Source organism: Bradyrhizobium sp. USDA 10063, assembly GCF_054063735.1.
The window spans coordinates 4,977,895-4,990,654 of record NZ_JBSSGP010000002.1 but is presented as its reverse complement, the minus strand read 5'-3'; the positions used below and the strand labels follow the sequence as shown (position 1 = coordinate 4,990,654).

12 protein-coding genes and 1 pseudogene are annotated in these 12,760 nt (G+C 63.6%); 11 read left to right on the top strand and 2 right to left on the bottom strand.

Going from position 1 to position 12,760, the window contains the following annotated elements; genetic code table 11:
* Window positions 1-70: 70 nt before the first annotated feature.
* The 6 genes from pstS to phoB all read left to right on the top strand — a co-directional run bounded on the left by pstS (window position 71) and on the right by phoB (window position 5,478).
* Window positions 71-1,081: a phosphate ABC transporter substrate-binding protein PstS gene (gene pstS, locus ACVJGD_RS25630; protein ID WP_456636910.1), complete on the top strand. Its 1,011-nt coding sequence runs from the start codon at window positions 71-73 to the stop codon at window positions 1,079-1,081.
* Window positions 1,082-1,275: 194 nt separating this feature from the next.
* Complete coding sequence (gene pstC / locus ACVJGD_RS25625; protein WP_456640370.1) at window positions 1,276-2,265, top strand: phosphate ABC transporter permease subunit PstC; 990 nt, start codon at window positions 1,276-1,278, stop codon at window positions 2,263-2,265.
* A gap of 3 nt (window positions 2,266-2,268) precedes the next feature.
* On the top strand, window positions 2,269-3,114 hold the full coding sequence (gene pstA / locus ACVJGD_RS25620) for a phosphate ABC transporter permease PstA (RefSeq protein ID WP_456636909.1): 846 nt from the start codon (window positions 2,269-2,271) through the stop codon (window positions 3,112-3,114).
* Window positions 3,111-3,932: a phosphate ABC transporter ATP-binding protein PstB gene (gene pstB, locus ACVJGD_RS25615; protein ID WP_456636908.1), complete on the top strand. Its 822-nt coding sequence runs from the start codon at window positions 3,111-3,113 to the stop codon at window positions 3,930-3,932. Before pstA ends, pstB begins: the two co-directional genes overlap by 4 nt.
* An 11-nt stretch (window positions 3,933-3,943) precedes the next feature.
* Window positions 3,944-4,660, top strand: coding sequence for a phosphate signaling complex protein PhoU (gene phoU / locus ACVJGD_RS25610; RefSeq protein ID WP_130583023.1), 717 nt, complete (start codon window positions 3,944-3,946; stop codon window positions 4,658-4,660).
* A gap of 110 nt (window positions 4,661-4,770) precedes the next feature.
* Window positions 4,771-5,478: a phosphate regulon transcriptional regulator PhoB gene (phoB, locus tag ACVJGD_RS25605; protein WP_225120842.1), complete on the top strand. Its 708-nt coding sequence runs from the start codon at window positions 4,771-4,773 to the stop codon at window positions 5,476-5,478.
* 153 nt (window positions 5,479-5,631) lie between these two features.
* Here the strand turns inward: phoB and ACVJGD_RS25600 are convergent, their stop codons facing one another.
* Entirely contained in the window at window positions 5,632-6,147 is a 516-nt protein-coding gene (locus ACVJGD_RS25600; protein WP_456636907.1) for a GcrA family cell cycle regulator, read from the bottom strand.
* A 491-nt stretch (window positions 6,148-6,638) separates the two neighbouring features.
* Between ACVJGD_RS25600 and ACVJGD_RS25595 the strand changes: the two are divergent.
* From ACVJGD_RS25595 to ACVJGD_RS25585, 3 genes and pseudogenes are all read left to right on the top strand, one after another.
* Window positions 6,639-7,851 (top strand): annotated as a pseudogene (locus ACVJGD_RS25595) (acetylornithine transaminase).
* Window positions 7,848-8,774 (top strand): ornithine carbamoyltransferase, encoded by a 927-nt coding sequence (gene argF, locus ACVJGD_RS25590; protein WP_456636906.1) that lies wholly within the window; start codon window positions 7,848-7,850, stop codon window positions 8,772-8,774. The pseudogene ACVJGD_RS25595 and the gene argF overlap by 4 nt, the downstream one beginning before the upstream one ends.
* A gap of 211 nt (window positions 8,775-8,985) precedes the next feature.
* Window positions 8,986-9,984 (top strand): Hsp33 family molecular chaperone, encoded by a 999-nt coding sequence (locus ACVJGD_RS25585; protein WP_456636905.1) that lies wholly within the window; start codon window positions 8,986-8,988, stop codon window positions 9,982-9,984.
* A 128-nt stretch (window positions 9,985-10,112) separates the two neighbouring features.
* On the opposite strand, the gene apaG is transcribed toward ACVJGD_RS25585, so the two are convergent.
* Window positions 10,113-10,508, bottom strand: a complete 396-nt coding sequence (gene apaG / locus ACVJGD_RS25580) for a Co2+/Mg2+ efflux protein ApaG (protein ID WP_456636904.1) — start codon at window positions 10,506-10,508, stop codon at window positions 10,113-10,115.
* A 232-nt stretch (window positions 10,509-10,740) separates the two neighbouring features.
* Here apaG and ACVJGD_RS25575 point away from each other — a divergent pair, with 232 nt between their 5' ends.
* A complete protein-coding gene (locus ACVJGD_RS25575) occupies window positions 10,741-11,991 on the top strand; it encodes an OpgC domain-containing protein (protein WP_456636903.1) in 1,251 nt (416 codons plus the stop codon).
* Window positions 11,988-12,746 (top strand): SGNH/GDSL hydrolase family protein, encoded by a 759-nt coding sequence (locus tag ACVJGD_RS25570; RefSeq protein WP_456636902.1) that lies wholly within the window; start codon window positions 11,988-11,990, stop codon window positions 12,744-12,746. The genes ACVJGD_RS25575 and ACVJGD_RS25570 overlap by 4 nt, the downstream gene beginning before the upstream one ends.
* Window positions 12,747-12,760: the final 14 nt, after the last annotated feature.

The following is a 12,760-nucleotide window of genomic DNA, read 5'->3' as shown; positions in this document are numbered from 1 at the left end:
TCCTAAACGGACCGGCGTGAGCGCGATCGGGCGCATCCGGCGCGTTCGCTCACAGGATGGAGACCACCCCATGAATTTCTTTAGGACAATCGTCGCTGCCGGCCTGGTCGCCGTTTCGACGTCGGCCTTTGCGGCCGATATCACCGGCGCGGGCGCGACATTTCCGTTCCCGATCTATTCCAAGTGGGCGGACGCCTATAAGAAGGAGACCGGCAACGGCCTGAACTATCAGTCGATCGGTTCGGGCGCCGGCATCAAGCAGATCCAGGCCAAGACCGTGACCTTCGGCGCCAGCGATGCTCCGCTCAAGCCCGAGCAGCTTGAAAAGGATGGCCTCTCCCAGTGGCCGATGGTGATGGGCGCGATCGTGCCGGTCGTGAATCTCGAAGGCGTGAAGCCGGGCGAGTTGGTGCTGTCGGGCGATGTGCTTGCCAACATCTATCTCGGCAAGATCACCAAGTGGGACGATGCGGCGATCGCCAAGCTCAATCCGAAGCTGAAGCTGCCGTCCGACGCGATCACGGTGGTCCGCCGTTCCGACGGCTCGGGTACCACGTTCAACTTCACCGACTATCTCTCGAAGGCGAGCGCCGACTGGAAGTCCAAGGTCGGCTCGGGTACCGCGGTCGAATGGCCGGTCGGTGTCGGCGCCAAGGGTAATGAGGGCGTGGCCGGCAATATCAGCCAGACCAAGAACGCCATCGGCTATGTCGAATATGCCTACGCCAAGCAGAACAAGCTGACCTACGCTTCCATGATCAACAAGGCCGGCAAGACCGTGCAGCCGACCATGGCAGCTTTCCAGGCGGCCGCGTCCAATGCCGACTGGTCCAAGGCTCCGGGCTACTACGTGATCCTGACCGACCAGCCGGGCGACGGCTCCTGGCCGATCACGGCGGCGACCTTCATCCTGATGCACAAGCAGCCGGCGGATAAGGCGGCTTCGGCCGAAGCCATCAAGTTCTTCAAGTGGTCGTTCGAGAAGGGCGGCAAGATGGCCGAGGAGCTCGACTACATTCCGATGCCGGAATCGGTCGTCAAGCTGATCGAAAAGACCTGGTCGTCGGACATCAAGAGCTGAGCCTTGCGTCGCAAGCCTCGCGCCCCATCATCTTCCGGGGCGCGAGCACTGAAAGTGATCCCGGAATCCCTGGGGGGTTCCGGGTCTGGTCTTCGGACCCCGGAGTGACGCCGGACTGATCGTCAACAGGATCGCTCACGCGGAAGCGACCTTTTTATTGTATCAAGTCAACACAGGGGATTGGCGTGGCAGACATGGCCGTTCAAGGCGACGTAATGACGGCGGCTGGACCTTACGATCGTGCCAAGGCCCTCAGCGCTTTCAAACTCGGTGACATCACCTTCTACTGGATCACCCGGGCCTGCGCGATTTCGGTGCTCCTGATCCTCGGCGGCATCATCCTTTCGCTGATCGTCGGCGCCTGGCCGGCGATCAAGGAATACGGCCTCGCCTTCCTGTCGACGCAACGCTGGGCGCCATCGGCCGATCCGCCGGTGCTTGGTGCGCTCGGGCCGATCTATGGCACGCTGATCACCTCGGTGATCGCAATGATGATCGCCATCCCCGTCGGCATCGGCATCGCCGTGTTCCTCACCGAGCTCTGTCCGCAATGGCTGCGCCGCCCGATCGGCATCGCAGTGGAGCTGCTCGCCGGCATCCCCTCGATCATCTACGGCATGTGGGGCTTCTTCGTGCTGGGCCCGTTCCTCGCCAATACCTTCCAGCCGTTCATGATCCGCCTGTTCGACGGCGTGCCGGTGCTGGGCGCGGTGTTCGCAGGCCCGCCGTCCTATCTCAGCCTGTTCAACGCCGCGCTGATCCTGGCGATCATGGTGCTGCCCTTCATTACGGCAATCTCGGTCGACGTGTTCAAGACGGTGCCACCCGTCCTCAAGGAGGCGGCCTACGGGGTCGGCTGCACCACCTGGGAAGTCGTCCGCAACGTCGTGATCCCCTATACCCGCGTCGGCGTGATCGGCGGCATCATGCTGGCGCTCGGCCGCGCGCTCGGCGAGACCATGGCCGTGACCTTCATCATCGGCAACTCGTTCCGCATCTCCTCGTCGATCTTCGCCCCGGGCACTACGATCTCGGCGGCGATCGCGAGCGAATTCGCCGAGAGTGACGGATTGCACCAGTCGGGCCTGATCCTGCTCGGCCTCTTGCTGTTCGTGCTGACGTTCATTGTTCTCGCCTGCGCGCGACTGATGCTGATGCGTCTGGAAAAGAAGGCTGGGAACTGAGCCATGAATCCGATTTACAGGTCCCGCCGCCGCAACGACATCATCGTCCGCGGGCTTTGCATCGCCGCTGCCGCGTTCGGGGTGACCTGGCTGGCGCTGATCCTGTTCACGCTGTTCTACAACGGTCTCGCCGGCCTTAGCCTCGACGTGTTCACGAAGAACACGCCGCCGCCCGGCTCCACCGATGGCGGCCTCTTGAACGCGATCGTCGGTTCGTTGATCATGACCGTGATCGGCGTCGGCATCGGCGCGCCGCTCGGCCTGTTTGCCGGCACCTATCTCGCCGAATACGGCAAGCATGACCGGCTCACCTCGGTGATCCGCTTCATCAACGACATCCTCCTGAGCGCGCCGTCGATCATCATCGGCCTGTTCATCTATGGCGCCGTCGTCGTGCCGATGGGCGGCTTCTCTGCACTGGCCGGCTGCCTGGCGCTGGCGGTGATCGTCATCCCCGTCGTGCTGCGCACCACCGAGGACATGCTGCTGCTCGTCCCGAACCCGCTGCGCGAGGCGGCGTCGGCGCTTGGCCTTCCGCGCTCGCTGGTGATCAAGAGGATCGCCTATCGCGCGGCGCGCTCCGGCCTGATCACGGGCGTGCTGCTGGCGACCGCCCGCGTTGCCGGCGAGACCGCGCCGCTGTTGTTCACCGCGCTGTCCAACCAGTTCTTCAGCCTGAACCTGACCAAGACGATGGCGAACCTGCCGGTGACCATCAACAACTTCGTGCAAAGCCCCTACGCCTATTGGAAGGAACTTGCCTGGAGCGGCGCTTTGCTCATCACCTTGACCGTGCTCGCGCTCAACATCGGCGCGCGCATCCTCGGCGCCGAAAGGAGCGCAAAATGACCGATCTGTCCGTATCGACGACCAGCCCGAGCGCGGCCATTCCCCAGAAGTCGCTGCCGGAAGCGCCGCCGAAGGTGACCGCGCGCAGCCTCAACTTCTATTACGGCGAGCACCACGCGCTGAAGAACATCAACCTGACGCTCGGAACCAACCGCGTCACCGCCTTCATCGGTCCGTCCGGTTGCGGCAAGTCAACGCTGCTGCGGATCTTCAACCGGATGTACGATCTCTATCCGGGCCAGCGCGCCACCGGGCAGTTGATGCTGGACCAGACCAACATCCTTGACCCTAAGCTCGACCTCAACCTGCTGCGGGCGCGGATCGGGATGGTGTTCCAGAAGCCGACGCCGTTCCCGATGACGATCTATGAGAACATCGCCTTCGGCATCCGCCTCTACGAGAAGATCTCGAAGTCCGAAATGGACGGGCGCGTCGAGAAGGCCCTGCGCGGCGGCGCGCTGTGGAACGAGGTCAAGGACAAGCTCAACGCCTCCGGCCTGAGCCTCTCCGGCGGCCAGCAGCAGCGCCTCTGCATCGCCCGTACGGTTGCGGTGCGGCCCGAAGTGATCCTGTTCGACGAGCCCTGCTCGGCGCTCGATCCGATCTCGACCGCCAAGGTCGAGGAATTGATCCAGGAGCTGTCGGAGGACTACACGATCGCGATCGTCACGCATAACATGCAGCAGGCGGCGCGCGTCTCAGACAAGACCGCCTTCATGTATCTGGGCGAACTGATCGAGTTCGACGACACCAGCAAGATCTTCACCTCGCCGAGCGATCGACGCACCCAGGACTACATTACCGGCCGGTTCGGCTGAGGAGGGACATCATGGCTTCTGAACATACCGCCAAGGCGTTCGACAGCGATCTTCAGGAACTGACCCGCCTGGTCGCGGAGATGGGCGGGCTGGTCGAACGGATGATTACCGAATCCGTCGATGCGCTGATCCGCCGCGACATCGCGCTAGGCAAGCGTGTCGTCGCTTCCGACATCGAGATCGACAGCCTGCAGCGCGTGATCGAAGAGCGCGCCGTGCTGACGATCGCCCGCCGCCAGCCGATGGCCGTCGACCTGCGCGAGATCGTGGGCGCGATGCGGGTGGCGACCGACCTCGAGCGGATCGGCGACCTCGCCAAGAACATGGGCAAGCGCGTCGCCGCGCTGGAAAACGACTTCCAGCCGCTCAAGTTGATCCGCGGCCTGGAGCACATGACCGACCTCGTGCTGTCGCAGGTCAAATCCGTGCTCGACGCCTATGCCGCGCACGATCTGCCGGCGGCGATGAACGTCTGGAAGAGCGACGAGGAAGTGGACGCGATCTGCACCTCGCTGTTCCGCGAACTCCTCACCTACATGATGGAAGATCCGCGCAACATCTCGTTCTGCATCCACCTGATGTTCTGCGCCAAGAACATCGAGCGGATCGGCGACCACGCCACGAACATCGCTGAAACGGTCTTCTACATGATCGAGGGTCAGCAGATGACCGACAAGCGTCCGAAGGGGGATATGACGACGTTCGCTACCACTGTTCCAGGTAACTAGCGCACGATCCGGAAAACCGAACCCGGTTTCCGACAGGATCATGCTCAAACATTGACGAGCGGGATGACGATTGAGCAGAGAGTCGTCCCGCTATAGGAGAAGCCAAGCCGATGAGCGCTCGCATTCTGGTGGTCGAAGACGAAGAAGCGCTGACGACGCTGTTGCGCTACAATCTCGATGCAGAAGGCTATGATGTCGAAACGGTCGCCCGTGGAGACGATGCGGACACAAGGCTCAAGGAACGCATTCCCGACCTTGTCGTGCTCGACTGGATGCTGCCGGGGCTCTCCGGCATCGAGCTGTGCCGCCGCCTGCGGGCGCGGCCCGAGACCAAGCAGCTCCCGATCATCATGCTGACCGCGCGCGGCGAGGAAAGCGAGCGCGTGAGAGGGCTGGCTACCGGCGCCGACGACTACATCGTCAAGCCGTTCTCGGTGCCCGAGCTGCTTGCACGGGTGAAGGGCCTGTTGCGTCGGGCAAGCCCGGAGCGGCTCGCCACCGTGCTCACCTATGGCGACATCGAACTCGATCGCGAGAAGCGCCGCGTCGCGCGCTCGGGCCGGCCGATCGATCTCGGCCCGACCGAATATCGGCTGCTGGAGTTCTTCCTGGAGCATCCGGGCCGCGTGTTCAGCCGCGAGCAATTGCTCGACAGCGTCTGGGGCCGCGACATCTATATCGACGAGCGCACCGTCGACGTCCACATCGGCCGCCTGCGCAAATTGCTCAATCCCGGCCGCGAGCAGGACCCGATCCGCACCGTGCGCGGCGCCGGCTACGCGCTGGATGATCGCTTCGCGAAGGCCGAGCCATCGTAAGATCGCTGACTCGTCGTCCCGGGCTTGATCCGGGACCCATAACCACCGCAGCCATTTGTTTGAACACGCTGGGCCCCAGCGGGCAGTAACCACGAACACCTGTGGTTATGGGTCCCGGCGTTCGCGGGACGACATTCGTTGATGCAACCCGGCTTACTTGCCGTGTGACGGCTTGGCTGTCGGACGGCGGCGGTCGGCCGCCGGCTGGTAGGCGACCCGCGAGTGGTGCGCGCAATAGGGCAGGCCGGGAAGCGCCTTGCCGCCGCAGAAGAAGAATTCCGGGCTCGAGGGATCGCCGACCGGCCAGTGGCAGGTGGCCTCGTTCAATTCGAGCAGCGACAGGCGCTGGTTCATCGGCACCACATTGTCATAGGCGACCGGGTCGGCTTCCACCTCCACCTCGAAGACATGGGCGAGCGCGGTGTTGCCGCGGGAGACCGGTCGCGCCACCCGCATCATCGGCTGTGCGGGACGCGCCTTGCGCTGCCGCGGCGCTGCCGCAGCGGGACTCTTGGCGCGGCCAGACAGGCCCAACCGATGAACCTTGCCGATCACCGCATTGCGCGTCACGTTGCCGAGTTCCGCAGCGATCTGGCTCGCCGAAAGCCCGGCTTCCCAGAGCTTCTTCAACTGCTCGACGCGTTCGTCGGACCAGGTCAATACCGTCATCGCATGTTTCCCTTCGCGTTGCGCCGGCCGATCCTTGGACGGCGCTGCGATGCCAAATCTCAAAAATCCCTGCGGGCAGAATCCCTTAAGGCTCGCCGGGCGCGAAAAGCGCGCCCGAACGTGTACGCTGCACACAGAGAACTCTTGGGATCAAAACCGCCGCACGAGATGTCGTACCCGACAGCCCAGACGCTACAATATGGCGTGACTCTGGCGCAAGAGTCCGCGCCTGTGCGTCCACATGTTCCGACATTTAGGGATTGCAATCGGGCTTTTCCACCACACCGGAAAGCTACGGAATACCTGTACTTTGCAGCGCAGCTTGGCGGCTTCGTGGCGATTGACAGCACCCGCCGCGCGCATAGAATGCCTCTACGTGCCGCCCTGCAAAGGCGGCACGTTTTGTTTTCGCTGGATGAGCATCTAGCCGCGTGCCTCACGCCGCCAGGGCTTATCTGAAAAGGCTTGTCTGAAACTCTTCAGTGATCGCCATGACCGACAGCGCCACGTCGCATCTGCTTCCCGTTTTTGCCAGGGCCGATCTCGGCTTCGAGCGCGGCGAAGGCTGCTGGCTGATCTCGACCAAGGGCGAGCGCTATCTCGATTTCACCTCCGGCGTCGCGGTGAACGCGCTCGGCCACGCCCATCCGCATCTGGTGAAGGCGCTGCAGGAACAGGCGACAAAGCTCTGGCACATGTCGAACCTGTTCAAGAGCCCGGACGGCGAGAAGCTGGCCGCGCGGCTGTGCGAGCAGAGTTTTGCGGACCTCGTGTTCTTCTGCAATTCCGGCGCTGAAGCGATGGAGGGCGTGATCAAGCTCGTGCGCCACTATCACTTCTCGAAGGGGCGCCCGGAACGCTATCGCATCATCACCTTCGACGGCGCCTTCCACGGCCCGTACGCTCGCGACGCTCGCCGCGACCGGCGCCGCCAAATATCTCGAGGGCTTCGGTCCGCCGATGGACGGCTTCGACCAGGTGCCGCACGGCGACATCGAAGCGGTGAAACGCGCGATCGGTCCACAGACCGCGGGCATCCTGATCGAACCGGTGCAGGGCGAAGGCGGTGTGCGCAGTGCGCCGCCAGCCTTCTTCAAGGCGCTGCGCCAGCTCTGCGACGAGCACGGCCTGCTGCTCGCCTTCGACGAGGTGCAGACCGGCATGGGCCGCACCGGCGAGCTCTTCGCCTACAAGCGCGTCGGGGTCACGCCTGATGTGATGTCGCTCGCCAAGGCGCTCGGCGGCGGCTTTCCGATCGGCGCCTTCCTCGCGACCGCGGAAGCCGCGTCCGGCATGGCGCCGGGCTCGCACGGCTCGACCTTCGGCGGCAACCCGCTTGCGGTCGCGGCCGCCAGCGCCGTGCTCGACGTGATGCTGCAGCCCGGCTTCTTCGATCACGTGCAGAAGATGTCGCTCCTGCTCAAGCAGAAGCTCGCCTCCGTGGTCGATCGCTATCCGTCCATTCTATCCGAAGTGCGCGGCGAGGGGCTTCTGATCGGCGTCAAGGCCGTGGTGCCTTCGGGCGACCTCGTCAACGCCCTGCGCGAGCAGAAGCTGCTCACGGTCGGCGCCGGCGACAACGTGGTGCGTTTCCTCGCACCGCTGATCGTCGGCGAGGCCGAAATCGAGCAGTCCATCGCCTGCCTCGAGCGCGCCTGCGCTGCGCTCTCCAGCGACCCCTCAAAGAAGGCAGCGGGGCAATGAGCACGATGCCCCGTCATTTCCTCGATATCAGCGAGATGCCGCTGAACGAGCTGCGCGCCATGCTTGCCGCCGGCACCGCCATGAAGGCGAGACTGAAGGCGCATGAGAAAGCTACGAAGCCGCTCGAGGGCAAGACGCTGGCAATGATCTTCGAGCGCCCCTCGACCCGCACGCGGGTATCGTTCGATGTCGGCATGCGCCAGCTCGGCGGTGAATCGATCATGCTCACCGGTGCCGAGATGCAGCTCGGCCGCGGCGAGACCATCGCCGACACGGCGCGCGTGCTGTCGCGCTATGTCGATGCGATCATGATCCGCATCCTCAACCACGAGGCGCTGCTGGAGCTTGCCGCGCATGCCACCGTCCCCGTCATCAACGGGCTGACGCGCCGCTCGCATCCCTGCCAGGTGATGGCCGACCTGATGACGTTCGAGGAGCGTCGCGGTTCGATCGAGGGCAAGACCGTGGCCTGGACCGGCGACGACAACAACGTGCTGGCATCATGGGCGCATGCCGCCGAGCGCTTCAAGTTCAGACTCAACATTGCGACGCCGCCGGAACTCGCGCCCAAGAAGGTGATGCGCGACTGGATCAAGGCGACCCAGGCGCCGATCGTGCTTGGCAACGACCCCGAGGCAGCCGTGCGCGGCGCCGACTGCGTCGTCACCGACACCTGGGTGTCGATGGGCGACAAGGACGGCGAGCACCGGCACAATCTGCTCCGGCCCTATCAGGTCAATGCCAAGCTGATGTCGCTGGCGAAGCCCGATGCATTGTTCATGCATTGCCTGCCCGCACATCGCGGCGAGGAAGTCACTGACGAAGTGATCGACGGTCCGCAGTCGGTGGTGTTCGATGAGGCCGAGAACCGCCTGCATGCGCAAAAGGGCATTCTGGCCTGGTGTTTCGACGCAGTCGCGTAGCGCGTCGCCAACATAGCTGTCGTCCCGGCCAAGCGAAGCGCGAGCCGGGACCCACAACCACCGATGCGAGTTGTTGCATCAGGCTGCGGCCCCAGCTTTTCGCAATACTAGCATCGGTGGTTATGGATCCCTGCTTTCGCAGGGATGACGGCTAACAACGATAGATGTGAACCCCTTTCGTTTCGCCTCTCGAGACCCCAGATAAAGCGCCATGGTTTCACAATCCCCCGACATCAAGATCACGGAAACGCCGACCCGCGCGCCATCAGCCGTGCCGGTCGACGACGCGGTGCTGCCGTTCGAGATCGATGCACTCGATCTGCGCGGCCGGCTGACGCGGCTCGGTCCCACCCTCGACGACATCCTGCACAAGCACGATTATCCGCCTGCCGTCGGCAAATTGCTCGGCGAGGCGATTGTGCTGACGACGCTGCTCGGTTCATCCCTGAAGTTCGACGGCCGTTTCATCCTGCAGACCCGGACCGACGGTCCGGTCTCGTTCCTGATCGTCGATTTCAAGGCGCCGGATCGGCTGCGGGCCTATGCGCGCTACGATGCAGCGCGACTGCATGACGGGCTCGATTCCGGCGCGCTGCTCGGCAAGGGCCATCTGGCGATGACCATCGACCAGGGGCCGGACATGAGCCGCTACCAGGGCCTGGTCGCGCTCCATGGCGGCAGCCTCGAGGACGCAGCGCATGAGTACTTCCTGCGCTCGGAGCAGATCCCGACGCGCGTGCGGCTTGCGGTCGGCGAGGAATGGCGCGGCGGCGATGGCGGCAAGCATCGCTGGCGGGCCGGCGGCATGCTGCTGCAGTTCCTGCCGAAGGCGCCGGAGCGCGCGCGGCAGGCCGATCTGCATCCCGGCGATGCGCCCGAAGGCACTGTCGCCCACGAGGTCCCGGACGACGATGCCTGGGTCGAGGGGCAGTCGCTGATCGGCACGGTCGAAGACATCGAACTGCTCGATCCCGATCTCTCAGGCGAGCGGTTGCTGTACCGCCTGTTCCACGAGCGCGGCGTGCGCGTGTTCGCGCCGCTGCCGCTGCGCGCGCAATGCTCCTGCTCGCGCGAGGCGGTGTCCTCGATGCTGAAAAGCTTTACGGCGAAGGACCGCGCCGACATGGTGAAGGACGGCAAGGTCGTCGTCACCTGCGAGTTCTGCTCGTCGGTGTATCAATTCACGCCGGAAGAAGCCGGGGTGGAGTAGGGCCTCGAATGTAGAACGTAGGGTGGGCAAAGCGTAGCGTGCCCACCATTGCGAGCGGAATGCTGAGGGTGGGCACGGCGCGAAGACGCGCCTTTGCCCACCCTACGACTCCGCGTGAGGGCGAGAGGCTAATTCAACACCCTTTTCCCGTCCGCGGGGCTGTCGAGCGAAAATGTCGGCACGTCGATCTCGAACCGTTCGCCGCTTTCGCTCACCATCTGGTAGCGCCCGCTCATGAAGCCGGAGGCGGTCGGCAGCGGCACGCCCGAGGTGTATTCGAAGCGCTCCCCCGGCGCGAGCACCGGCTGCTCGCCGACCACGCCTTCGCCGCGCACTTCCTGCTGGCGGCCGGTGGCGTCGGTAATGAGCCAATACCGGGTGCGCAGTTGCACCGTCTCGGTGCCGGAATTGGTGATGACGATGGTGTAGGACCAGAAATATTGCCGGTTCTCGACCGACGAACGTTCCGGCAGGAAGTTCGGCTCGACAGTGACTTCGATGTCGCGGGTGACGGCGCGGTACACGTATCAGGTCTCCTGAAGTCGCATCATAGCCAATAAGTCCGTCGGAACCAATCGTCGGGCCGGGCGACGAAAGTTTGCTTAGCTACTGCTTTTCATCGCCGTTTGACCATAGTTCCGCTCTAAAGCCGCGAGCGTCCGCGCCCAGTCCACGTCTCTTGTCTGCAAGTTGCGGGCAGATATTATGTTTTTTTGAATCGGGGCGGCGCAAAACTCTGTTCGTTCACGGTGCCCGATGACGTCGATTGCCGATCCAATTTCCGGGACGCAGCTTGCCGACGCCAATAACGCGAGCGAAGCGGCCGCCGCCGCGCCCGCGATCACGCTGCAGGCGACCTCCGAGCGCGAATTGCGATTGGATTTATTCCGCGGGCTCGCGCTGTGGTTGATCTTCATCGACCATTTGCCGACGAACATCCTGACCTGGCTCACGATCCGCAATTACGGCTTCTCCGACGCGACCGAGATCTTCATCTTCATCTCCGGCTACACCGCGGCTTTCGTCTATGGCCGCGCGATGCTCCAGGCCGGTTTCGTGGTTGCGACCGCGCGCATCCTGCGCCGCGTCTGGCAGATCTACGTCGCGCACGTGTTCCTGTTCACGATCTTCCTTGCGGAAATCTCCTACGTCGCCACCCGCTTCGAGAACCCGCTCTACAGCGAAGAGATGGGGATCATGGATTTCCTCAAGCAGCCCGATGTCACCATCGTCCAGGCGCTGCTGTTGCGCTTCCGCCCCGTCAACATGGACGTGCTGCCGCTCTACATCGTGCTGATGCTGTTCCTGCCCTTGATCCTGTGGCTGATGAAATGGCGGACCGACGTGACGCTGGCGCTCTCGGCCGCCCTGTACGTCCTGACCTGGCATTTCGATCTCTATCTCAGCGCCTATCCGAACGGCGTCTGGGCGTTCAATCCGTTCGCCTGGCAATTGCTGTTCGTGTTCGGCGCCTGGTGTGCGCTCGGCGGGGCAAGACGAATGTCGCGCATCCTGGCCTCTCCGATCACGCTCTGGATCTGCATCGCCTATCTGTTCGCTGCCTTCCTGGTCACGCTCTCCTGGTACCTGCCGCAGCTCGGCCATATCGTGCCGCGCCGCATCGAGCAGTGGATGTACCCGATCAACAAGACCGATCTGGACGTATTGCGCTTCGCCCATTTCCTGGCGCTGGCGGCGATTACCGTCCGGGTCCTGCCGAAGGATTGGCCGGGCCTGCGATCGCCTTGGCTGCGACCTTTGATCCTCTGCGGCCAGCACTCCCTTGAGATATTCTGCCTTGGCGTGTTCCTGGCGTTTGCCGGGCATTTCATCTTGGCCGAGGTGTCCGGCGGCGCCGGGATGCACTTCCTGGTCAGCGTCACCGGAATTGTCATCATGTGCGCCATGGCGTGGGTGATTTCGTGGTACAAGCACTCCGCCGACAAAGGCGCCTCACGATACAAGAGCGCCGGCGGCAATGCCGATCTGGCGGGAGGGGCGGTATGAAGTCCGGCTTATGGACTGTGCTGGGCTTGACAGTGCTGGCCGGTTATCTGGCCACGGCCCCGGCACGCGCCGGCGATCCCGAACAGATCTGCGACGTCCCGGCCAATCTGCTGTCCACCGAAAGCTCGTTGCGCAAGGTGACCGAGGCGGTGCAGAGCGGCCAGCCCCTGAACGTGCTGGTGGTCGGCAGCCGCTCCTCGACCATTCCCTCGTCGGAAGGAAGCGCCTACCCGGCGAAGTTGCAGGCGGCGCTCAAGGAAAGCCTGCCCACGACCACTGTGAATCTGTCCGTGGAGCTGCAGGGGGCCAAGACCGCGGAGGATACGGCCGGTACCCTCGTTAAGCTCGTGGAAGCAAAATGGCCTATTTTGGTCATCTGGCAGACCGGTACCGTCGATGCTATCCGATCGACTGATCCCGATGACTTCCGCAACGCCATCGATGCGGGGATTGGTGCGTTGCAACAGGCGGGAACCGACGTGGTCCTGGTCAACCTTCAGTACAGCCCCCGCACCGAGAGCATGATTTCCGGCTCACCATACCTAGATAACATGCGGGTCTCGGCACAAGAACATGATGTTCCGCTGTTCGATCGTTTCGCCATCATGCATCACTGGAACGATGCCGGTGATTTCGACCTGTTCAGCGCCACCCACGGCGTGGAACTGGCCAAGCGGGTGCATGCCTGTCTCGGCCGTGCGCTGTCGAAATTCGTGATCGACGCGGCCCATCTCGGCCCGGCGCAGCAGAACTAAAGGGAACCAGCGTT

What these genes read in the sequence shown, in the direction of transcription:
- ACVJGD_RS25585 (WP_456636905.1), top strand. Translation starts at nt 8,986, where the DNA reads ATGGTTTCACAATCCCCCGACATCAAGATCACGGAAACGCCGACCCGC.
- ACVJGD_RS25575 (WP_456636903.1), top strand. Translation starts at nt 10,741, where the DNA reads ATGACGTCGATTGCCGATCCAATTTCCGGGACGCAGCTTGCCGACGCC.
- argF (WP_456636906.1), top strand. Translation starts at nt 7,848, where the DNA reads ATGAGCACGATGCCCCGTCATTTCCTCGATATCAGCGAGATGCCGCTG.
- phoU (WP_130583023.1), top strand. Translation starts at nt 3,944, where the DNA reads ATGGCTTCTGAACATACCGCCAAGGCGTTCGACAGCGATCTTCAGGAA.
- pstB (WP_456636908.1), top strand. Translation starts at nt 3,111, where the DNA reads ATGACCGATCTGTCCGTATCGACGACCAGCCCGAGCGCGGCCATTCCC.
- pstS (WP_456636910.1), top strand. Translation starts at nt 71, where the DNA reads ATGAATTTCTTTAGGACAATCGTCGCTGCCGGCCTGGTCGCCGTTTCG.
- pstA (WP_456636909.1), top strand. Translation starts at nt 2,269, where the DNA reads ATGAATCCGATTTACAGGTCCCGCCGCCGCAACGACATCATCGTCCGC.
- phoB (WP_225120842.1), top strand. Translation starts at nt 4,771, where the DNA reads ATGAGCGCTCGCATTCTGGTGGTCGAAGACGAAGAAGCGCTGACGACG.
- pstC (WP_456640370.1), top strand. Translation starts at nt 1,276, where the DNA reads ATGGCCGTTCAAGGCGACGTAATGACGGCGGCTGGACCTTACGATCGT.
- ACVJGD_RS25600 (WP_456636907.1), bottom strand. Translation starts at nt 6,147, where the DNA reads ATGACGGTATTGACCTGGTCCGACGAACGCGTCGAGCAGTTGAAGAAG.
- ACVJGD_RS25570 (WP_456636902.1), top strand. Translation starts at nt 11,988, where the DNA reads ATGAAGTCCGGCTTATGGACTGTGCTGGGCTTGACAGTGCTGGCCGGT.